Annotated in this window: 15 protein-coding genes and 2 pseudogenes; 7 read left to right on the top strand and 10 right to left on the bottom strand. The window is 59.8% G+C overall.

Annotation, left to right across the window (positions count from 1 at the left end; all coding sequences use genetic code 11):
* Nucleotides 1-8 precede the first annotated feature (8 nt).
* The 7 genes from SJY36_RS17610 to SJY36_RS17580 are packed head-to-tail and all read left to right on the top strand — an operon-like array spanning nucleotide 9 to nucleotide 5,416.
* The gene (locus SJY36_RS17610) at nucleotides 9-662 is read left to right on the top strand and encodes a virB8 family protein (protein WP_386176758.1); all 654 of its coding nucleotides are present in this window, start codon (nucleotides 9-11) and stop codon (nucleotides 660-662) included.
* Nucleotide 663: 1 nt separating this feature from the next.
* The gene (locus tag SJY36_RS17605; RefSeq protein ID WP_132998441.1) at nucleotides 664-1,359 is read left to right on the top strand and encodes a TrbG/VirB9 family P-type conjugative transfer protein; all 696 of its coding nucleotides are present in this window, start codon (nucleotides 664-666) and stop codon (nucleotides 1,357-1,359) included.
* Nucleotides 1,356-2,735, top strand: coding sequence for a TrbI/VirB10 family protein (locus SJY36_RS17600; RefSeq protein ID WP_243252209.1), 1,380 nt, complete (start codon nucleotides 1,356-1,358; stop codon nucleotides 2,733-2,735). Before SJY36_RS17605 ends, SJY36_RS17600 begins: the two co-directional genes overlap by 4 nt.
* A gap of 4 nt (nucleotides 2,736-2,739) precedes the next feature.
* The gene (locus tag SJY36_RS17595; protein ID WP_243252208.1) at nucleotides 2,740-3,726 is read left to right on the top strand and encodes an ATPase, T2SS/T4P/T4SS family; all 987 of its coding nucleotides are present in this window, start codon (nucleotides 2,740-2,742) and stop codon (nucleotides 3,724-3,726) included.
* Complete coding sequence (locus SJY36_RS17590) at nucleotides 3,723-3,917, top strand: DUF4177 domain-containing protein (RefSeq protein ID WP_243252198.1); 195 nt, start codon at nucleotides 3,723-3,725, stop codon at nucleotides 3,915-3,917. Before SJY36_RS17595 ends, SJY36_RS17590 begins: the two co-directional genes overlap by 4 nt.
* Nucleotides 3,914-4,327, top strand: coding sequence for a hypothetical protein (locus SJY36_RS17585; protein ID WP_132998428.1), 414 nt, complete (start codon nucleotides 3,914-3,916; stop codon nucleotides 4,325-4,327). Before SJY36_RS17590 ends, SJY36_RS17585 begins: the two co-directional genes overlap by 4 nt.
* 12 nt (nucleotides 4,328-4,339) lie before the next feature.
* A complete protein-coding gene (locus SJY36_RS17580; protein ID WP_243252196.1) occupies nucleotides 4,340-5,416 on the top strand; it encodes a type IV secretion system protein in 1,077 nt (358 codons plus the stop codon).
* 218 nt (nucleotides 5,417-5,634) lie between these two features.
* Here SJY36_RS17580 and SJY36_RS17575 read toward each other — a convergent pair whose 3' ends face one another.
* The 10 genes and pseudogenes from SJY36_RS17575 to SJY36_RS17530 all read right to left on the bottom strand — a co-directional run bounded on the left by SJY36_RS17575 (nucleotide 5,635) and on the right by SJY36_RS17530 (nucleotide 21,415).
* Nucleotides 5,635-8,280, bottom strand: a complete 2,646-nt coding sequence (locus SJY36_RS17575; RefSeq protein ID WP_386176757.1) for a TrlF family AAA-like ATPase — start codon at nucleotides 8,278-8,280, stop codon at nucleotides 5,635-5,637.
* A 777-nt stretch (nucleotides 8,281-9,057) separates the two neighbouring features.
* Nucleotides 9,058-10,140 (bottom strand): macro domain-containing protein, encoded by a 1,083-nt coding sequence (locus SJY36_RS17570; RefSeq protein ID WP_132998414.1) that lies wholly within the window; start codon nucleotides 10,138-10,140, stop codon nucleotides 9,058-9,060.
* The gene (locus SJY36_RS17565) at nucleotides 10,140-10,769 is read right to left on the bottom strand and encodes a DUF4433 domain-containing protein (protein ID WP_206054332.1); all 630 of its coding nucleotides are present in this window, start codon (nucleotides 10,767-10,769) and stop codon (nucleotides 10,140-10,142) included. Before SJY36_RS17565 ends, SJY36_RS17570 begins: the two co-directional genes overlap by 1 nt.
* Before the next feature lie 274 nt (nucleotides 10,770-11,043).
* Nucleotides 11,044-13,023 carry a type IV secretory system conjugative DNA transfer family protein gene (locus SJY36_RS17560; RefSeq protein ID WP_243252190.1) on the bottom strand — a complete coding sequence of 660 codons (1,980 nt, stop codon included), beginning with the start codon at nucleotides 13,021-13,023 and terminating at the stop codon, nucleotides 11,044-11,046.
* Between the two features lie 8 nt (nucleotides 13,024-13,031).
* Nucleotides 13,032-13,595, bottom strand: a pseudogene (locus SJY36_RS17555) (endonuclease); the annotation flags it as partial.
* 164 nt (nucleotides 13,596-13,759) lie between these two features.
* Nucleotides 13,760-14,512 carry an IS21-like element helper ATPase IstB gene (gene istB / locus SJY36_RS17550; protein ID WP_286699791.1) on the bottom strand — a complete coding sequence of 251 codons (753 nt, stop codon included), beginning with the start codon at nucleotides 14,510-14,512 and terminating at the stop codon, nucleotides 13,760-13,762.
* The gene (istA, locus tag SJY36_RS17545; RefSeq protein WP_286699790.1) at nucleotides 14,509-16,008 is read right to left on the bottom strand and encodes an IS21 family transposase; all 1,500 of its coding nucleotides are present in this window, start codon (nucleotides 16,006-16,008) and stop codon (nucleotides 14,509-14,511) included. The genes istB and istA overlap by 4 nt, the downstream gene beginning before the upstream one ends.
* A 43-nt stretch (nucleotides 16,009-16,051) precedes the next feature.
* A complete protein-coding gene (locus SJY36_RS17540) occupies nucleotides 16,052-16,642 on the bottom strand; it encodes a DUF6915 family protein (RefSeq protein WP_386176756.1) in 591 nt (196 codons plus the stop codon).
* Nucleotide 16,643: 1 nt separating this feature from the next.
* Nucleotides 16,644-17,030, bottom strand: coding sequence for a DUF6878 family protein (locus tag SJY36_RS17535; RefSeq protein ID WP_386176755.1), 387 nt, complete (start codon nucleotides 17,028-17,030; stop codon nucleotides 16,644-16,646).
* Between the two features lie 121 nt (nucleotides 17,031-17,151).
* Nucleotides 17,152-21,415 (bottom strand): annotated as a pseudogene (locus SJY36_RS17530) (strawberry notch-like NTP hydrolase domain-containing protein).
* Nucleotides 21,416-21,464: the final 49 nt, after the last annotated feature.

Here is a 21,464-nt window from a genome sequence, read left to right as displayed (position 1 = left end):
CATGACGGGTGGCGACTGAACAAGAAATCATCGAGGAAGAACTGGTCTACGGTGCCTTGCGCCGCGAACAACTCTGGCAACGCCTTGGTCTGACAGGTCTTGTCTTCGGCATCATCGGCTGTCTGAGCGCAGCAGCAGTCTCGATCCTCGATGTCGACCCACCCCCCGTCGTTGTCCCGTATGATCCCGCCACTGGTTTTGCCCTGCCCGAGGCGTCCGTTGGGGCCACATCCGTCACCGCCAACCAAGCGATCATCGAGGCGGAGGTCTTCCGCTATGTGACCGACCGGGAGGTCTATAACCAGCTCGACAACGATCTGCGCATCCGAAGCGTCTTGCGCCGATCGGATCGGGCGGCCGAGAGTGGCTTACGCCAGATCTGGAACAGCGCCAACGAGAACTACCCGCCGACAGTCTACGGCCCGAATGCCCGGCTCGATGTGGAGATCCTCAGCATCAATCGCATCGGCACCAACCGCGCCACGGTCCGCCTGCGCAAACGTCTGACATCCATCAATGGCGTCCAGACCGGGCTCTTCACCGCCACGCTTCTCTTCGAGTTCCGCCCCGAGACCCGCCGCTCCATCGACGAGGTCTGGACCAACCCTTTCGGCTTCACGGTCCTCGAATATTCCATCCGTTCCGACAGATTGGAGAATTAGTTTGATCAATAAGTTATTTGGTGCTGCCATATTTGTTTTGCTGCCTGCCCTTGCCTTTGCCGAAGCGATCCCGCGCGGTGGTCCAAATGACAGCCGCGTGCGGCTGGCAACATATCAAGAAGGTCAGGTCTACCGTCTCAGCGTCTCGCTTACCCATGTCACCACGGTCGAATTCGGCGAGGGTGAAAGCATCCGCTCGATCATCGCGGGCGACACCGAGGGCTTCGAGATCGATGGCGTGCCCGGAGGCCAGGCATTTGCAATCAAGCCCGTCGCGCGCGGGGTCCATACCAATGTGACCGTCTACACGAACAGGCGCAGCTACTATCTCAACGTCGAGGAGGTTCGCAGCCCGACCTTCTATGTGGTGCAGTTCCGCTATCCTGATGACGCTGGGCGCCCGACTCGAGCCATCGCCGCCCAAGCGCCAAACTACAATTACGGTGCCAGCGCGCGGACCGAGTTTACGCCAACCCGCATCTGGGATGACGGGACGTTCACGTATTTCGCGTTTCCAAGAAACGCGCCTGTGCCCGCAATCTTCCGCTACGCGGGCGGCCGCGAGCGCACGGTCAACACGCAAACTCCTGAAGACGGCGTGATCCGCGTCAGCGGCGTGAACCGCCAATGGGTCCTGCGACTTGGCGAAGAGGTGGTCTGCATCGAGGCGATCCCGCCCGCGGAGGCCACCTCATGAGCGATACCGGGAACACCGAGCTGGAAAAACGCCTCGCCGCCCTTGAGAAAGGCAGTGCCCGCGCCCCCACGGCGTCGCAGCGCCGGTCGCCCCTTCTCGCGCTGATCGTGGTCCTCGTCATCGGCGCAGGTGGTGCCCTGCTCTATCTCCTCTCACAGCCCGACGAAGAGGAAGCCTTGCCGACGGCCACCCCGGACGTCTTCCAAAACGAGGGGGACGGCTTTGGCGCTATCGAGACCTTGCCCCCGCCCGAGCCCGAGGTTGTGTTTGTCGGACCGGATCCAGTCGAGCCCAACGCGGAGCTTCTGGCGCAGATCAGCGCCCTGCAGGCTCAGATCGAGGAGTTGCGCAACGCCCCTGAACCAGTTGTCGAGGAAGACACCGCCGCCGCAGAGGCTATTGACGCGCTGACCGCTCAGATTGCGGCGCTACAAGCCGCCTCGGAAGCCGCACAGCAACGATTTCAGGACGAACTGACGGCGCGGGATCGCAGCCTTGAGCAACTCCGCATGGATCTGGAACTGGCCCAACTCGAGGCCAGCCGACCGCAACCCGCGCCAGTGGGCCCCACGGAAGATGAGCTGCGCGCACGCGAGCAAGAGCGACTGCGCCGCGAGGAAGAAGCCCGGCGCATGGCCGAGCTGGAGCGCCGCGCCGCGGAGGAACGCGCCTTCCAGGAGCGGCGCATCACCTCGCCCACCATCGCGTTTGGCGGTGCCTCCGGAGCGAATGAAACGGCTCTGACAGAACGCACTTTTGGCGAGGTGACGGATTTCGTGCTGAACGGGGCGCTGCCCTCGACGGTGACGCAGGCCGAGGTGATCGCCAATCCCTCCAACACGATTCTACAGGGCACCATGATCCAAGCCGTCATGGAAACCGCCCTCGACAGCTCTCTGCCCGGCCAGACCCGGGCCCTTGTTTCCGAAGACGTGTTCAGTTTCGATGGCTCACGCCTCCTCATTCCGCGCGGGTCCCGCCTGATCGGGCGCTATCGCTCTGGCGTCGATATCGCGCAGCGCCGGGTCACCATCGCCTGGGATCGGATCATCCTGCCCGACAACCAGACGATCCAGATCAGCTCCTTCGGGGGCGATGAACTGGGTCGCTCAGGTGTGACCGGCTTTGTCGATACCCGCTTCGATGAACGCTTCGGCTCTGCGGCGTTGATTTCTCTGATCTCAGCGGCCCCAAGCGCCGCCGCTGCAAACGTGCAGGATGAGACCGCCGCGGACGTGCTCGAAGACGTGGGCGATGATCTCGCCGATGCCACGGACATTGTGATTGGCGACTACCTCTCCATCGGCCCCATTATCTATGTCGATCAGGGCGCGCGCGTCACGGTGATGGTCGACCGCGATCTGGAGATATTCTGAGCCCATGTCGCTGAGCTATCTCGAAACCTCGCTCGACCGGATCGATGCCGCCGCACGCGACGATGTCATCGAGATCTGCATCAACCCTGACGGTAGCTGTTGGGGAGAATTCCGGGGCGATCACTTCATGCGGAGGCTGGACCAGGCGTTGACCACGACGGAAGTCAAAGACCTCGGCAACCAGATCGCCTCCTCGGCCAATACCACAATGAGCAAGGACCGCCCCATCGTCTCGGTCTCGATCACCTACAAGGGCCGCCCTATCCGCGCACAGGTCATCACCCCGCCCGCCGTGCTCTCCGCCATGTCGATCAGCCTACGGTTCTTCTCGAGCCTGCCGCTCGAAGGGATCGCGCTCGATTTCCTCTACGGCAAAGAACGCAAGCTTGAAGAACTCCGCATTGAGAAAACCCGGGAACTGCGCGAGGTGGTCGCTGCAGGCGTCATCGACGATGCTCTGACCTTCTGCGTCGAGAACAAGCTGAACATGATCGTCTCGGGTGGCACCTCCACCGGAAAGACCGTAGCCGCGCGCAAGATCCTCTCTCACGTACCGGCCGAGGAACGCATCGTGACCATCGAAGAAGCCGCCGAGCTTCTGCCGACCCAGCCAAATGCCGTGACCCTCATCGCCAATCGCGACGCAGAATTCCAGACCGCCGATGTGCTTCTCACCGCCACGCTGCGCATGCGCCCCGACCGGATCATCCTGGGCGAGGTGCGCGGCAAGGAGGCCATGACCTTTCTGGAAGCCATCAACACCGGCCATGGCGGCTCGATGACCACGCTGCATGCCGAAACTCCCCAACTTGCCGTGCAGCGCCTCGCGATCGCAGCACTAAAGACCGAGATCCCGATGACCTATGCCGACATGATCCAGTACATCGAGAATTCCATCGACGTGATCATCCAGGCCGGTCGCCATGACGGCAAACGCGGCATCACCGAATTCTACCTCCCCGGCGCAACTGAGATTGGAATTTCCCCATGAAGACCTTTGAATACGATATCCTGTCCTTTCCCATGGCCCGAAAAACCAGCCTTGCCGACATGCAGGCCAGCCTGAATGCCAAAGGTGCGGAAGGCTGGGAGGTGGTGTCGATCAGCTCCTCGGAATTCGCCAATGTGGGACACACGGTCTTCCTGAAGCGTGAGACCACACCCGCCGGAGCCACGGCATGAGGCAGGCGGGCTGCACCCTCGTATTGACTGCGCTGGTCTTGGGCCTGACGTTGGCACCCGCCTTCGCTGAGCGCGATCTCGTGCCGACCCTCGATCGCAGCTTTGACGTCTGTCCGGACCGGCCCGCTGAACCCTTGTGGATGCAGGAGATCCCCCTGCGCCAAGCCTATCAGCGGGTTCTGGTTCAGGACATCTATCGCGCCCAGAATCTCGAGCGGGTCGTCGAGATCGGCAACTGCGACTGCGCGACCCGGTTCCCCTCTTGGGACGCAGCCGAGGCCGTGTTTCATGAGAGCTACGCGAGCGACGAACGATGGGAAATGCTGCAAGCCTCGGACGCCTACAACCGCCACGCCAACGCCGCCCGTCCCGAAGCCCAGGCCATCTGCGACGTCGCGGGCAATTGGTAAGGAAGCCCCGCGATGAGCGTCGTCACCTATTTCGTTGAAACCTCCCAAGCCTATCTCGACACCGCCGCTGAGACCCAGTTTGGTGCGGTTGCGGCAACGGTCGGCACGCTCCTGGTTTTGGGGACAACGCTGGTGGTGATCCTCGTCGGAATCAACATGATCTATCAATACCGGGCCATGGATGGGCACACAGCCTTCTGGCTCGCGGTCAAGATTGGGCTCATCGGGATATTCGCGACCAATTGGATGCAGTTCAACGCGTTCTCGTCTGCTATTCTCTATGGGATCGACAGTATCGCGGGCGCGCTCGTGGCCTCCGTCGGCGGCGGCAGCCCGGGGCCTTCTGGAACTTTCGCTGAAGAATTCGACCGGCTGATCGCCGAGCTCGGCGATTACCTGAATGCCGCCGGGTCCGAGCTGAATTGGATGGCTGGCGCCATGCTCGACATCGTCGGAGTGCTTCTGCTCTCGATCCTCGGCGGACTGGCCGCCTTCATCCTCGTGGCCTCCCGATTGATGATCGCGCTTCTGATCGGGATCGCCCCGGTGATGATTTTCCTGACCCTCTTCGAGGTCACCAAGGATTATTTCGCGCGCTGGTTATCCGCGCTTATCTCATTCGCGATCTACCCTATCGTGATCGCAGGGGTCTTCGCGACCATTACAGGGGTGGCCTCAGCTCTCATCGGCGAGTTGGGTGATCCGGAAGGGGCTTCCAACATTGGTGCCCTTCTCCCCTTCTTCATGATGGTCCTCATGGCCAAGGGCTTCATCATCGCAACACCCTTCATTGTCCGCGCGATCTCCGGCAACATCATGATGCCTGCCCTCTCCGGAGGCCTCGGTGGCGGATACAGCTTCGCTCGCGCAGCGATGGGCAGCCAGCAGGCCTACAATCGCTACCTCATCGGCGGGGCCAGTGGCGCAGAATACACAGCCCTCAGGGCGCGGCAGTTCTTGGGCGTGCAGCAAATGCCAGTGCGGCAAGGGATGGGGCAGACGGGTTCCGGAGGCGGCACAGGATCCGCAGACTCGGGATCAAAAATGCTGGCGCAGCTTGCGAGACTGGGACGGCTTGGACGACGGTGACGGCCCAGTCCGGCCGTTCACCGGGTTCACTTTCGCTGTGCTGCGGCTACACCGAACCGATCATCTATGGCGGTGTGCAGCGTAGTCGGGAAAGCCAAGTGTGCCAGCGCTGCATTCGGGCCTCCGAAGTGGCCGCTCACAGCCGAGTGCAGCAAAAACCGGAGGCGAATGTAGCCGAGAGTAGAGTGGTGAAGCGTTTCGTGTTCTTTTAGATATGGTCAGACGGCACGGGCTTTCCAGATTTGATAGATTGTCTTGCGGCGCTCAAATGCCTCCGGGCCGCCCTCCATGATGGAAATGACGTTGGACTGACAGGACTTATCGTCGATATTGCCAACCGATATGGCGATGTCATCATCGCTGGCGCTGCATGTGGTGATGGTCTCGGCATCGCCAAGCACCGGAAAATTCGCGTTATGTGTCGCGAAGATGAATTGATGGTTTGGCTTGATCTGCCGAAGCAGCTTGACCACCTCCTCGTAGACGGTCTGGCTATCAAGATCATCTTCCGGCTGGTCGATGAGCAGAAGATCATTCCCCTTCTGGCTAAGCAGGAAGAGCATCATCGCGGAGGCGCGCTGACCAAGAGAATGCGACAGAAGTGCTTTGCCGTGATACGTCACCGCATAGCTGTTGGGCACCTGATAAGAGATGAGTGCGTAGAGATTTGCTATGAAGTGCTTTTTGAAGTCCTCGCTTTTTCCCTTCGCGTGAGCACAAGCCTTTTCGAGGTCTTTGAAAATCTCGCCAAAATCGGAGTAAGCCTCTGCAAGTGCATTATAATATTCCCTGCGAAGATTATTGCCTCGAAGTAACCCGTCGATATGGGTCGTGAAGGCGTTGCGATCTCCCTTGAACGCTACATTTACTCTCAATGATCCTTGCGATTCGTTGATGATTTTCAGCGCCGCCGCGATTAACTTGAATTCATCGTGCCAGGCATCATTCAGCGATGTCATGGCGATCAGGACGGCTTCGAGCCTTGTTTTTTCCTTTCCCGTCCGCTTGGCCAGCTCGGCGATTTCAGCTTCAAGCTCCTGCTTGCGCTGCGTAAGCTTGATATAGGCATCCGGCTGGATCGAGGTAACGCCCTGTTCGTCCAACGCTTTGACCAGTTCCCGCTCGGTCTCGGCAAATTCTTCCTTTAGGCCGTCGCGCACGCCTTCAAGCTCTTGGCGCAGTTCATCCAGATCGCAGGACTTGGTCTTGATGGTGGCAGCAAGAGCCTTGGCTGTCGCCACCGTGCCTTTTAGCTCTTCCACCTTGGCTGCGTAGCGCGTGAAGAAATCAGCATTTTGATCGGAGGCATGAACTTCTATCAGCTTGAAATCTTCTTCGGCCTGGGTTGCAGCATCATCAATCGTCTTGCGCCAGGCCGCAGCCGTCTCGTCAATACCCTGACAGTAGGTCAGGTCCTCGCTATAGGCCAATTGCTTTTCAAGCTTGTCCTTGATGCCATGCTTGTCGAATTGCTCCAGGTTGAATTCAACATCCTTCAGTTCATCTTCCAGCGCTTGCTTGTCCTCCGCATCGCCGCGGACAGAATTGAAGCTCTCTATAGCCGACTTTAGTTCGCCCGCGCGTTCCTCGATCTTTTGCCGCACACCCTTTAGGCTATCGCCCATGAGCTTTTCGACAAGATCGTGCCCGAAGCCCTTTCCAGCAGCGGAGAGGTCCTTCTGCCCGAAGTAAAGCGGCTTGGCGATGATCGTCTCCTTAATGGAGACACCGGGGCGCAGCACGTCATCGACATAAACATCCGGCAAATGCCCCCAGATGCGCCTTACCTCATAGCGACCGCCATGCCGATCGGTCGCTTCGACAATTACCTTGCCGCCGCTTTTCAGAACATGGGGCAGGAGCTTATCCTTATATTCCTTGTCCTGTGCCTTTTCGCCAAAGGGGATATCAAGCGCGTAGCGCACGCTTTCCAGGATAGAAGATTTTCCGCTGCCCTGAATGCCAATCAGACAATTCAGATGCGGAGAGAAGGTAACACGCCTACCATCCAGCAATCCGCCTTCAAAGCGAACGGCGTTGATGTGGGAATGGCCTATGGACGGTATATCCGGCGCAACGCGGAAAGCATGATCCGTCAGGGCAAATTTCACCGCATCGAAACCAACATCGCCAAGCTTCAGATAAACCTTCTTACCTTTGCCGATTTCAGAAATTTCTTTTGCATCAGAGCCTTCCACTTCGGCTGGATAGTGATCGCCCCACCAGCCCTTGACCTTCGTGCGGCAAACGCCATCCTGCTTGTCATGGGTGCGGACCTTCTGGAAGCCAAGGGCATATTTTTGAATGAGCGGCTCAGCGGCAAGTTCGCCCATTCGCCCGCCGCTTAACTCCTTCCACAGGCCACTATTAGCCTCGACATGCGCGAAGATAATGAAAAAGTCGCGGTTGTAGGATTCCAGTTTTCTGAGCGTCTCGATCAGGTCATCATTGCTACGTCCGTTTTCCTGCTCGTATTGCGCGGGAACCTTCCCAGCAAACGCTACGCCAAGAAATTGGTTGATGTAATCCTGACCATCGGCCAACCAAGCTTCGGAAAATACCACGAGTGTGTGAACGCCGTTTGCGCCGTCCTTGACGGATAGTTCCACGCCGGGGAGCACACCGATACCGAATTTGCGCGCCCTCTTGCGCAGAGCCTTGAATTCTTCCAAGTCAAATTTGTTGTGGTTGGTGATGACGGCAAGGCGTGTTCCGTTAGCTTCAAGGGCCTCGACATAGCTGGCGACGAAACGGTCAGCGTCGCCGTCATAACGAAATTCCTTATCCGCTCGAGTGTGCAGGTGGAAATCTGCCCTTACCCACTTCGTGCCATGCTCGAAGAGTTTCTGAAGCGCCTCACTCATTCGCTACGTCCCTGTGATCAATTAGTTTTTCTTCCCAATGAGACCACGCAATGCGGGTCTCTGTAAAGTTAGGCGCTGACTGGCCCGCGGTTGGCCAGAACGGCGCGCGGGCGGCGGCAGTGTGACTTGCCGTAGGGTGCAAGCGCGACTACGTCCGAGCGGTCGCTGCAATTGTGTTGCAGGCCCTTAGGGGAAGTCGACGTTATACCCGTTAGGTGGTCATGAATCCGTTGCCAGCGGCCATCAATCTGAATGGCTGGTCTCACGGTTAGGCTGCGGCTGCAATGCCGCGACGCCATGAGGCCGCTTTCCGCCCTGCGTTTCAGAGTTTGGCGCGATACTGCGCCAGACGCGCGGGACTGCTCTCAGCGCTTTGCGGTCTTATGCCCAAACGGCTGCGACCGTTAAGGTTCAGACTTAGTCAGAATTAACCGGCCTCTCCGTCCCGAGACCCGCCATCCTACGTGGAAGTGATCGGCCTGCGAGGTTAGAAGGGCGAATTAACGAGAACCCTCTTTCATTTTTTTGCGGGGGGCTTGCTAGATTTGCTAGGTTTCAGGGACGGTGTGTTCCCTGGTGTGGTTTTGTTGTCACGGCGTCGCTGATCCGGTTTCCCGGTTGATTTTGCTATCGGCTTCGGTCCTGGTTTAAGTGCCATGAATGCTCTCCGTTATTGGTTTGTTGATTTGATGCTCCCACGAATGTCCGCGTTGTAACGATGCTGCGGAAGCAACGCGGCATCGCCGCATGTGTGCTTCCCGCCCACGAAATCAAAGATTAACAGGCAGGCAGCCTGTTCGATATCTGAAGTTGGCCCAAAGCGATGGCGACCAACCGGCGATCGAAGATTTTCAATTTGCGCTGTCCAGCGACTTCCCCGCCAGCCCAGTCCTTAAGACCTTCCATCACTCCCTCAACAGTCGGTTCGATATCGTCGTGCTGCATCATCCAGTCGACAGTCGCCAGAAGTTCCATGCCGAGAGGCGACTCAAAGCCATCGATAGTGGCCGAAGCCCATTCCAGTACGCTTGAGAACTGCTTCCCTTCACCCGAGTTCAGATAGGCTTGCACTCGATCATACTTTGCGTCGTTGAACCAAATGAGATCCAAGGGATCGGCATCTGCAAGGCGCTTGTCGCACCGGAGATAACTTCCATCGAGACTGTCGAGCAGCTTCGTCAGGTTATGCGAATAAGGTCCGTACTTGTTTGCTTGGAACCTGAACTTGAGTGCGTCCGAACCCCCGAACCGTTTCACGCCGCGCTCGAGAAACCATCCCAATTTCTGCACCTCAAGAATTGAGCATTCAATCCCAAGGAGTGAGTACCGACGTACCATCTCAGCCACCAGTGCGCGTGCCGGGGTGAGCTTCTCAACACCAGTGCGCTTGGCGACATTCTGATACTTGGAAGTCGGCTCGTAGACAATGGCATTGACCCCTTCAAGTTCCGCCAATGCCGACTCGATAAGAGGACGCACATCGCGCCAGTCAAGGCCACCATTACCACAGCCAAGTGGAGGGATCGCAATTGAATTAATTCCCTTCTCACGAATTACTCGGACAAGGTCCTTCAATCCATCCTCGACCCATTCAATCTTAGTTTTCACTCGCCAATGGGTCTTTGTCGGGAAATTGATGATCCAGCGCGGCCCAAAGAGCTCCTTGTTCTCGGTAACAAACATTTTGCCAGTACGCACTTCGCCTTCATCGCAGGCGCGCGCATAAGCTTCGAAGTTTCGTGGGAATTGCTCCTTGAACATGAGGGCAATTCCTTTGCCCATGATTCCGACCGTGTTCACGGTGTTCACCACCGCGTCAACGTCAGCTTCCAGAAGATTGCCTTGCGTGTAAGTTACCATCAGAAATACCAGCCTGGTCGCGCCACGATCTTGAGATCGAGCCCAACCTCCTCCCGTTGCTGTTCAAGTGTTCCTTTTTCGTTCTCGCTCAGGCAGACTATGCCTGCAAGGTGCTCCACTGGCAAGTGCCTGTGCACGAGCGCCTCGGCCTGGTAGCGATCCGTCTTTTCGGGATCATCGACGTCGCGTTTGAAGTCTCTACGCTGCAGGATGCCCCAGTCGACCTTGTCGAGGTCGTCGAGCGAGGTGAAGAATTGCGCAGTCTGGAGGTATGCGTGGCGATCTGAAAACACCGTTGCTACGCCTCGATCCTCGAGCCCCCGAAGTGAGGACGCCATGATCACAATCTCCGTGTTCGGGAACTGGCGAATTCCTCCGTAGCCAGTCTTGATGTTGTACATCATCATCGAAAATGGCGTGAAATAGAACGGAATGTAATCTGATAGCGATCCGCCCGGTGCAACAGGTACATTCCGTGCAGTCCGACGCTGAATTAATTCGAGGTTCCCAATTCGCACGAAATTGGGGTCTTGCACTCCGGAATTCTTGCAATGAAGCCCATGCCTGAGGATCCACGGCACATTGTTGATGTGCGTAATCCTGAAGATCAGAGCTTTTTCGGCGGTCAAGTTGTTTGCCATGTCTCGATATGGATACAGTTTGGGCCAACTTCCCTCAAGATGTTATATGGTGGCCAGCGCCGTCGAGCACATAGCCGATTGACTGGTTCGCAAAACACTTGCCATTCGGTCTTCGCACGAACGCCAACCCTTGGCGACGGCCAGCCCCGAATGTCTGCGCCTGCTTATGGCGTTGAACCTTTTCGCACCCTTTGCAAATGTCCGGAATCCGTCTTCCCCGACAAGCAGGCGATGTCCGCCACCCTATCGAGCAACCAGCTTTTTACTCCCACCCCTCCCGCAACATCGCTTCCATATCATCCAATCCATCGACAGCAGAGCGCATCTGCGCCTCATCATCCACGCCCACTGACTCGGCAACCGCAATCTGGCTCCCAAAATCCATCTCCATCTGACGCTGTTCCTCGGTGATGACGGCTTGAACGACAGGCGCGGTCTTCTTTGGAGCGGCGTCGGCTTGGCCTGACGGTTGACCATCGCCAGCCTGGCTTGCCCTCTCCACATCGGCTTCTGTTCCCCCTGGCCCATCCAACGGCGTCATCGGCATGGCGCGCACACTCAGCGGCAGCGTGCCCTGCGGTCCCCTGTCCCCCGGCTTCGGAAACGGCAACTCGCCTGATTGCGCCGCGTGGATCGCCTTGAACAGCCGATCGTCAAAGTATTGGATCCGCTTCGCGCGGACCGGCATCTGGGCATCGATGACCATGACGATCTCGTCGAGCGGTAGCCGGCGCGCCTCATCCTCGGGCAGGAGAGAGCTTTCTTCGGTCCGGGTGGACTGGCTACGGCCTTCGAAGGGGTTCTTGCCGATGGACTGGGATCGCGTGATGACGGTCTTCGTGGTCTTGCCGACAGCCTTGCTGAGCTCCTCGACGGTTTTTTCATCGGACGGCGTCAGGTAGAGCTTCACGCCCGCATTCCCCTGCAAGGCGCGGCGGGTGTTTTCGCCATAGATTTCATCGAGGGCGGGGATGGTTTGGGTGACCACGGCCAAATGGCCGCGATAGGTCCGCAGCGTCTCGATGCTCTCGACCACGATGGGCATCTTGCCGAGGCGATTGAACTCGTCGAGCATGATCATTACGGGCCACGGCTCATCCGGCCCGGGGTCCTTTTCCTGCATGGCGGAGAGGAGATCGGAAAAGAACAGCCTGATCAGGGGTGCAAGCGGCTTCACCATCAGAGGCTGGACCACGAGATAGACCGAAAAGGGTTTCTTGCGGATCGTGCGGAAATCAAAGTCCGAGACTGCCGTCGCCTCATCGATGGCCGGGTTCTGCCATTGATCGAGCCCCGAGGTCATCAGGAGCGAGACGTATGAGGTCAGCGTATCGTTGTTGGTCGACGCCAGCCGCGTGAAGATCAGCTTGGCGGCCCTGTTGTCCACCTCGTGGCCCCGCGCGAAATATTCCTTCTGCTTGTTCCCGCCCGAGGCGGCGATGCGGTAGATCTCGCCCAAGGTCGGACGCTTGCGCTGGAAGGCCAGGAGCCCTGCTGCCACAAAGAGATCGATCCCGCCCTTGAGCAGCCCCTGCACCCGGTCATTGTCGCTTTGCAGGAAGAGCGTCGCCAGGAGCTGCAATTCCATCTGCTGGCGCGCGGGATCTTTCAACTCATAGATGCGCAGGAGCGGGTTGTAGCGATGCGTGCGCTTGCCCTCCCAATCGGTGGGGGCAAAGCGATAGACCTTGTCGCCTTGGGCTGCGCGGTGCCGGGCCGTGGCCTCGAAACACTCGCCCTTCACATCGAGCGTCACGGCGGAGCCTTGCCAGGTCAGCAGGTTCGGAATGACAAAGCCCGTGGTCTTGCCGCGGCCCGTGGGGGCCACGATCAGCGCATGGGGGAAGACCTTGGAGCAGATGTAGTTGGCGCGGGAGCCCGGCGGCCCCAGCTTGCCGAGGATGAACCCGGTACCGGGCGCTCCGAAGAAGCCATTGGCCTTCATCTCGCGCGCGGTCTGCCAATGGGTCTGGCCAAAGCGTGTCAGAGCGGACCCCGAGAGGGCGAGGCTCAGCATCAGGCCGGCGGCGGCGAAGCTGCCGATGATCAGGTGAATAAGTTGCGCGTCTTCCGGGCGGCGATCGAGGATCGCCAGATAGTTCTGCGCGATATAGGCAAAGTCGATCTCGGCTCCGAAGCCGAGATCCTGATAGGTCAGCACCGCCGAGGCGATGGTGTAGCCTATGGCTGCGGTCACCAGCGTTACCACCAGGACGCCCGTGGCGATCCGCGCTTTTCCCATGGAGGCGCTCAATGGACCTGTCCCCGCTCGGTCTCGCCATCTACATCGCCAGTGCGGTGTTTTTCGTATTCGGTGTCGGCAAGATCATCGACCACCTGGCGCAAGGCCTCCGTGTTGGCCGTCGCGGCATCGGATTGCAGATAGACCTTGGCGACATAGAGCCGGTCAAGACGGTCCTCGAGAACCTTCTCCAGCGCATCGGCATCGCCAGATGTGAGCCGGTCGAGTTGGCGAACGTCCAGCACCCGCGCGATCTCGTCGCGAAATGCGTCCCGCTCCGCCTCGGTCTCGAAGGGCGCGGACAACTCCCCCGCCCGCTCATGGTCCAGGACACGCGCAATCTCGTCTGCGAGGCGGTCGGCACGGCCAGACTGCGAAGCAGTTTCGCCGCGGGCTGCGAGCAGTGCGTCGCGCGTGCCAGACCCAAGCCCGTCGCGCATCTCGATTTCGCGGCGGACCTGATTGATGGCCTCCGTGTCCCGGATCTCGACGACGGCCGCGTAGGTCGCGCCGAGCCCGCGGGCGAGATGGGACGGCATGTCCGGATAGCGCTCCCTGAATTCATCCGTGACTGTCAATCGCAGAGTAAAAGTGGGCCAGGTCGCGGCATAAAAAGGGGCCACTGCGTTTGATGTTGTTTTGCGCTTTGGCGCGCGTGCTCTTCACAAAGCTGAAGCGGGCCAAAGCGCATGCTGGCCCTTGGGCCAGCATTTTCCTGTCTTTGATTGTGGGTGGATTATTGTCGGTTTTTGCGACTGTGTTTGAGCCGGTAGCTTTCGCCATTCATCTCGAGGATGTGGACGTGATGGGTCAAACGATCCAGCAACGCGCCAGTCAGGCGTTCTGATCCAAAGACCTCGGTCCATTCATCAAAAGGCAGATTTGAGGTTATGATGACGGATCCGCGTTCGTAGCATTGCGATATGACCTCAAAGAGCAATTCTGCGCCGGATTTGCTGAGGGGCACAAAGCCCAACTCATCAATGATCAAGAGGTTCTGGCTGGTCAGTTGTTTTTGAAGACGCTGCAATCGCCGCTCATCTTGGGCTTCGATCAGATCATGAACCAAGGCTGCCGCCGTTGTGAAGCGTACTTTCAACCCGCGTTGACATGCAGCCAATCCAAGTCCCAAAGCGATGTGCGTCTTGCCCGTGCCTGACGGTCCAAGGGCGATGATGTTTTCCTTGCGATCAACGTAATCACAGCGTGCCAGCTCCATCGTCAGCGGCTTGTTCAAGCTGGGTATGATCTTGAAGTCAAAGCTATCCAAGCTCTTGGTACTGGGGAACTTTGCCGCTTTGATGCGCCGCTCAATCATCCGGCGCTCGCGATCAATCAGTTCCATCTCACACAGCCGTGCCAGGTAGTGCACATGGTCTTTGTTCTCGGCCGCACAAAGCTGCGCTTGTTTGGCATACTCGCCTTGGAACGTTGGCAGTCGCAGCTTTTTGAGATGGTGGTGCAGAAGGATTTGAGGCGCGTCAGTCATGCTGCTGTCCCTCCGATCAAACTCATGTAGCTGGATGGCCGCGTCATGGCGACATTGGCCTTGGGCAGATACGGATAGAACTCTAAATCCAACCTCGGCGGTCGTTTCTCAACCCGGCACAGCACGAGATGCTTTACAGCGTCATAGCCAATTGCACCCAGATCAATGGCATGACTGATTGCGCCCTGTACAACATCCATGTCGAATGTTTCCAACAGACGCAGGACCTGAACGTATTCCCGCTTGCCCGGTTTGCCCATGCGGGCTTCGAGCAGGCGGTGCAGGGTCGCGAAGACGTCCGGCAGTTCCCAACCCTGCAAAGGCGCTGCCTGATCCAAGGCCCCAACCTTCTGCTCAATCAGCGGCAAGAAGTGCAGCGGATCAAAGATCATATCCGCGGATGCGTAAGACCGCTGGTGCCGTGCGATCACCTCATTGCCGCAACCGATCAGTACCTCGTGTACAAAGCCACGCACATGAACGTCATGGTGTGCATAGGCCACCGGTACCGAGTAATCATTGCCTTTGTAGCGCACCATCGAGATCGATGTGGCCCGTGTGCTGACGTGATCGCAGGCTTCATACTCCGCAACGGGCAATCCCATCAGCGCATCCAAATCAGATATCAAGCGCTCGCCGATGGTTTTGTCGTGGCCACGAAGTGTCTCGCCCTGTCGGGCCAGGCACTTCGCTTCAAGGTGCGCATTGAGATCATCAAAGCTGTCAAAGCGTGGCGCGGGCACCATGAAGTTGCGGCGGGTGTAGCCAACCATCCCCTCAACATTGCCTTTATCGTTGCCTCGCGCAGGCCGCCCAAACTTGTCATCAAACAGGTAATGCGATTGCAACTCTGTGAACCGCTGGGTCCGGACGCGGGTTTTGTCCCCCAGAATGCGGGCGACTGCGATCTTCGTGTTGTCGTAAAGAATGGACTGCGGGATGCCGCCAAAAAACGCAAAGGCTGACACGTGGCCGTCACAGAACGCCTCGGTTGTCTCGGCGGGATATCCCTTCACAAACACCGCATCCGAATGGGGCAAGCTCATCACAAAGAAGTGGATCTTGCATTCCACGCCGCCAATCACACCCAGCGTCTCGCCAAAATCTACCTGCGCATGGCCCGGAAGATGCGACAACGGCACAAACACCTCTTTGGTCCGCCGCTTTTGCTCACGAACGTAATAGGTCACCGTCGTTAAGCTGCCCGCATATCCATGTTCGTCGCGCAAACGCTCGAATATGCGCTTTGCTGTGTGTCGCTGCTTTTTGATCAAGGCTTTGTCAGTGCGAAGGATCTCATCGATCACACCAACAAACCCATCAAGCGTCGGGCGGCGTGGCGGTTCTGAACGCTGATAGCCGGGCGGCAGCTCATGGCGCAGCATCTTGGCAATCGTCTTACGATCTTTATTGAAGTAACGCGCGGCCTCCCGCGCTGACATGCCGTCCTTCAAACACGCGCGGCGCACGCGGCTATAAATATCCACAGAATACATCTCCCGCCCTCCGCATAAACGAAGGGCACAAACTGGCGGACTTTTACTCCGCTACAACTGCAAAACGCAGCCGCTTCCGTGGCCCAATATTGCTCCGCGTTTTACACTCAAGAGGCCCGATCTTCCAATCGGGCTTCCGTGCGGCATTCAATTGGCAAAAAGCCGGGTCCTTTAAGGCACTCTGCGCCGCTTGCGTCGCGCGCGCCGCCATCCAATCCTTCAGGCCAAGAACCGTTCGTCCGGCGGCGACCTCGGAGGCCCAGGCAAACCTTGGGTCGCCGCAGGGCTCGGAGCCGGAATGCCGGTCGATGTGGCCATTGGCCATCCATGGCTCGGGCTGTATCCGTCGCAGCCAGTCCGCCATACTCGGGATTCGGCCCTGGCAGTCTTCACGGACATGCTGTTCGCCGATCCAGCGCACGGGGATTTCTCGACCAGCGCTATTGGTCAGGGTCAAGCCGAAGACACGTTCGGCTTCAAACAGGCCTTGGGCATGGTGACGCAAGGCCCGGTGCGTGAAGAGCGCGAGGTGCTCTTTCGAGGCGTCAAACCAATCGTGGACGGCCTGATAGTCAGACGGCACCCCGCCGAACTTCCGGGCAGAGCTTTCGGCATGATGAAGCGGATGGGCCATCTCAAAGCCCCTCGTCATAGCTGTGCGAGCATTCGACATAGCGGTCGGCATGATCGAGCGTGATGCTGTCTAGTGCTATGTCCCAGGTCAGCGTGCCGTAGCCGCCCTCGTTGTTTTCGAACCCCGGATGATGGTGATAGGCAAGCGACCAGGCGAAATCGCCAACCTCTGCGGCAAGCGCCTCCGGCAGCTGGACCTCTGCAGGCTGCACCGTCACATCCTCGACATTGCCGGAGTCGCCATAGCCTTCGTATTCGGCAGTGACCTCGCTGATGCCAAGCGCACGTAGTTGCGCGAGCAGCTCCGTTCGGGATGCCTTCAAGGTGGTTTCGCGCTCCGCGCGCCACTGAGCCGCCATTGCGGCATAATCGATCTGGGGATTGGTCATGGGTCTGTCCTCTTGTCTGTAATTGGGGGGCCGGGCGTGGCATTGGTCAGCGCGCCGCCGGAAAGCGCAGACCGGTGAAACCCAGATCCGCGACGCCCGACCGGAAGCCCGCTTTGACTTTTCAGGCGGCTTGTTCTGCCGCTTTGGTGGTTCCCTGCCCGACGATCCGAGCCAGAATGCGGCCCGTGTCGATCCCGTCTCCATGCGGCAGGAACACCCGCAGCTGGAAGGCGATGATCTCAGTGAAGCAGCCGGCGGCCTTGAGGCCGTCGATCATGCCCTTGTCCGCGCCGCCCAGCTCGAGGCGCATCTCGCCTGCGACCCGGCGACGGGTCAGGGTGAGACCCCGGCCCAGATCGACAGGCGCGGTGGTGCCCAGGGCGGCGGTCAACATCTCCTGCGGTGTTTGCGGGTTGGACACGAGGAAGCGGGCGTGCAGCGCGGCCGCGCCTTGCTCGCTCAGCGTGCGCCCGATCATCGCGGTCGCCCCGTCGGGCGTGACCCGGTAGATGCGCTCATTGGTGGTCGGAATGTCCTTCCAGATCGGCAACAGCAGCCCTGTCAACAGGTAGAGCTTGGTCGTGGTGGTCTTGGGCAAGGAGGCAGCCTCGGCATCCCAAAGCCTTGCAAACTCGGGCTTACCGATGTTCTCCCAGGCCGAGGACCCGAACCGCGTCTCCTCCAGATAGCTCGACCCGTTGGGCCGCACCGCCTTGCGCATCAGCGTGACAATGTCCTCGTCATACATCTGCATAGGGCGCGCCGAGATGAGCGCCGCGCGGCCGGAGGCGCGATTGACCATCGGCAGCTTGTCCGGATTGCGCGATATGGCCTCTTCAGCGCCCAGGACATGGACCGGGTCCGTCACCTCGAGCCCGATGATCCGCGTCACGGCGCCAGATTTCGGGCAGGTCCAGAGATCCTCTGTGGAGACCTGCTCGATCTTTTCGCCGCGTAGGGTTTCCACGCCGAGATCGAGCGTGCCCGCCGCGCGCGCCCGTTCCGTCTGATCGGCAATCCGGCGCATGAACTCGGCAAAGAGCGCGTTCTGCATGTGGATGGGCAGGGCCAGAACCCGGTTGAGAAACCGCTGGATCGGGGGAAGCTCCTCAAGGAGCACCCCGTCCTTGTCGATCAGCCGCAGGGCCGTCCAGTCGGTGAAGCTCTCGTAGCTCATCGCCTCGGCGCGCCCGGCGGCAAGATCGGCGAAATACCCACGCAGCGCCGCCCGTGCGATCGGGCTTTCGAGATTGTCCTCCTCGCGGAACATGCCCTGCGAGCCGGTCTCGCGCTGACCCTTGGTCAAGGCCCCCAGCTGGTCGAGGCGCTTGGCTATAGTCGAGGTGAAACGCTTTTCGCCATGCACATCCGAGGTGCAGACCCGGAAGAAGGGCGCGCTGACCTGAGCCGAGCGATGCGTGCGCCCGAGCCCCTGGATGGCCGCATCCGCGCGCCAGCCGGGCTCCAGAAGATAGTGCCGCCGCCGTTTCTGGTTCTTCGCCGTTTGCGCCGCGTGATAGGACCGGCCCGTACCGCCTGCATCGGAGAAGATAAGGATATCCTTCTCGCCGTCCATGAAGGCTTGGGTTTCGGAGGAATTGCTGCTGGCGGCGCGCTTCTCGATGAAGAGGTGGCCATCGTCCGCCTTCAGAGGTCGGATCGACCTTCCGGTCACTTCGGCCACGGCATCGTCGCCAAAGGCCCAGAGGATCTGATCCAGCGCCGAAGGGATCGGGGCCAGCGTCATCAACTCCATCATGGCCGCATCGCGCAGGGCAAGCGCTTCGCGGGAGACAACCAGCGCGCCATTGGCGTCGCGCAAGGGTTCAGCCACCATGTTGCCGTCGATCTCCACGAGCTTTTGCGCATGGATCGGGAAGGCCTGTTCGAGATAGCCCAAGACATAGTCGCGCGGCGTCAAAGCACCCTCGACGAGTTCATCCTCGGGGTCCATCGTCTCAAGCCGACGCTTCAACAGGCTTTCGCCTGTAGAGACAACCTGGATGACGCAAGCCTTGCCCGCCGCCAGATCGTCCTTGATCGCGCGGATGATGGTCGGGGCTTTCATGCCCATCAGGAGATGGTTGAAGAAGCGCTGTTTCGTGCTCTCGAAGCGGGACTTGGCCGAGGCGCGTGCGGCCGAGGCATTAGTCTCTCCCGAGGCGTCGTTGACGCCGGTCGCCGTCAGCGCGGCTTCGAGATTGTGGTGGATCGTCCGAAACGAAGTCGCGTATGCGTCGTAGATCTCGATCTGGGCCGGGGTCAGCGCATGTTCCAGCACATCATATTCCACGCCATCAAAGCTGAGGGCACGCGCCGTGTAGAGCCCGAGCGTCTTGAGATCGCGCGCGACCACCTCCATGGCAGCAACGCCACCGGCTTCCATCGCCGACACGAAACTCTCGCGGCTCGGGAAGGGGTATTCCTGCCCCTGCCCCCAGAGACCGAGACGCGCGGCATAGGCCAGGTTGTGCACGCTCGTGGCGCCCGTGGCCGAAATGTAGAAGACGCGAGCGCGGGGTGCTGCCAGTTGCAGCCGCAGGCCTGCAAGGCCCTGCTGGGAGGGTTTGGCCCCCCTGCCCTGCTCGGACCCCGCCGCATTCTGCATGGCATGGGCCTCATCAAAGGCCAGCACGCCTTCAAAGTCTTCGCCCATCCAGTCCAGGATCTGGCTCAGTCGCGTGGTGCCGCATTTGCCCGCGGACCGCAGCGTGGCGTAGGTGACGAAGAGGATACCGTCGCCCATCGGGACGGGCTGGTCCGGTTTCCATTTGGAGAGCGGCTGGATGTCGGCGGGCGAGCCGCCGAGATCGGTCCAGTCGCGGATCGCGTCCTCGATGAGCGCGGCGGACTTAGAGACCCAGATCGCCTTTCTGCGTCCGGCCAGCCAGTTCACGAGAATGAGCCCCGCGCATTCGCGGCCCTTGCCGCAACCGGTGCCGTCGCCGAGGAAATAGCCAAGGCGATAGGCTCGTGCATCCGGGTCATCATCGGCGCGCGTCAGCTTGGTCTGGTCGTCATCGATCGCGAACCGACCCGGCAGGTCGCGCCCATGGGCGTCATGCGCCATGATGATGGTTTCCAGCTGCGCCTCGGAGAGATGTCCCTCCTCGATCAACCGGGCGGGCAGGCGCAAGTCATCACTGCCCGTGTTTGAGGGCATGGGCGGGGCAACCGAGGCCATGGCGATGCTTTCAACGAGCGGCGTGGGATGTTCCTGCGCACCCGCAATCGCGATCCGCTGCGGCCGGTAACGCGCATAGATGTCCGAGACCGGCGTGTTGTCGCGAGGGGTCTCAAAGCTTGTGAAGCTGAGCGGACGGACGGCATTGGCCCGGGGTTTGGAGGCGGCAACAGGCGCAGCGGCGGTCTTGCGCGGGGCAGAGGGTGCAACGGTCGGTCGCGCAGTAGTAACCGCTGCCGCCTGTTGTACGTGGCGCATCTTGGTCCGGGTCGCGGCCACGGAGTCGACAAAAGGAAGGGCCTCATCCAGATCGCACACAATAGCGCGGATCATCTCCCCATCCTCCTGCACCTTGTCGAAGACCATCAGCTGGGTTTCGACAGAAGGTGCCGAGCTTGCGGTAGACCTGCCCCGGCATCGTCAGCGCGAAGCGTGGCGTCAGGAGACCGCAGGCGCGGGACCAATGCGCGGCATCGCGTTCGGGCGTGAACCCCGGCGGCATGATCGCCACCAGCCGCCCACCGGGCGCGAGACGCTTTGAAGCCGCGATGAGATGTTTGGCGGCGATGTGCTTGTCCCGCGACCGATCGACCGAGGAGGCGAAGGGCGGATTCATCACCACGACGTCGGGTAGAACCGGCGACTGCAGCAGATCGTCGATATGCTCGCCGTCATGGCCTGTGACCTCGCCGCCGAAAACCGCGCGCAGGAGGCGCTGGCGAGAGGGGTCGATTTCATTGATTACAAGCATGGCACCGGCCCGGGCGGCGAAAGCAGCCAGGGCACCGGTGCCAGCCGAGGGCTCCAGCACGGTCTCGCCCTTGCGGATCGCCGCAGCCCGCAAGACCAGCGCCGCAAATGGCAGCGGCGTGGAAAACTGCTGCAGCCGGATCTGCTGCTCTGACCGGCGCGTTTCCGTGAGAAGCCGTGAGGCAAGCAGCTTTGCAGCGGCGATGTCACCTGCCGCGCCGTCCCCACCCAGCAGCACCTGGATGGCCGCAGCCTGCATCATGTCATAGGCTATGCGCCAGTCCCAGGCGCCCCCGGCATCACTGCCATGAAACGTCTCGCGCATGATGCGCGCCAGCGCTGAGCTGCGCAGGGGTTGGTGGGCGATCTCCGCGCAGATCTGTGCCAGTGCAGAGGCGAGGTTAGCGTCGGAGATTGAAAAAGTCGGGTTCGCCGTTTTGGGCTTGGTCATGGGGAATTCCTTTGGATCAGGGTCTGAGTTCCAAAGGACAAAAAGCCCG

The organism is Sulfitobacter sp. R86518, assembly GCF_042466275.1.
Taxonomy (GTDB): Bacteria; Pseudomonadota; Alphaproteobacteria; order Rhodobacterales; family Rhodobacteraceae; genus Sulfitobacter; species Sulfitobacter pontiacus.
The sequence above is the reverse complement of the archived record's forward strand: the minus strand, read 5'-3'. Positions and strand labels throughout refer to the sequence as shown.

Coding starts and splice junctions, on each gene's coding strand:
- istA (WP_286699790.1), bottom strand. CDS start 16,008: ATGTATTCTGTGGATATTTATAGCCGCGTGCGCCGCGCGTGTTTGAAG.
- SJY36_RS17535 (WP_386176755.1), bottom strand. CDS start 17,030: ATGACCAATCCCCAGATCGATTATGCCGCAATGGCGGCTCAGTGGCGC.
- SJY36_RS17600 (WP_243252209.1), top strand. CDS start 1,356: ATGAGCGATACCGGGAACACCGAGCTGGAAAAACGCCTCGCCGCCCTT.
- SJY36_RS17590 (WP_243252198.1), top strand. CDS start 3,723: ATGAAGACCTTTGAATACGATATCCTGTCCTTTCCCATGGCCCGAAAA.
- SJY36_RS17595 (WP_243252208.1), top strand. CDS start 2,740: ATGTCGCTGAGCTATCTCGAAACCTCGCTCGACCGGATCGATGCCGCC.
- SJY36_RS17580 (WP_243252196.1), top strand. CDS start 4,340: ATGAGCGTCGTCACCTATTTCGTTGAAACCTCCCAAGCCTATCTCGAC.
- SJY36_RS17540 (WP_386176756.1), bottom strand. CDS start 16,642: ATGGCCCATCCGCTTCATCATGCCGAAAGCTCTGCCCGGAAGTTCGGC.
- SJY36_RS17585 (WP_132998428.1), top strand. CDS start 3,914: ATGAGGCAGGCGGGCTGCACCCTCGTATTGACTGCGCTGGTCTTGGGC.
- SJY36_RS17570 (WP_132998414.1), bottom strand. CDS start 10,140: ATGGTAACTTACACGCAAGGCAATCTTCTGGAAGCTGACGTTGACGCG.
- SJY36_RS17575 (WP_386176757.1), bottom strand. CDS start 8,280: ATGAGTGAGGCGCTTCAGAAACTCTTCGAGCATGGCACGAAGTGGGTA.
- istB (WP_286699791.1), bottom strand. CDS start 14,512: ATGACTGACGCGCCTCAAATCCTTCTGCACCACCATCTCAAAAAGCTG.
- SJY36_RS17560 (WP_243252190.1), bottom strand. CDS start 13,023: ATGGGAAAAGCGCGGATCGCCACGGGCGTCCTGGTGGTAACGCTGGTG.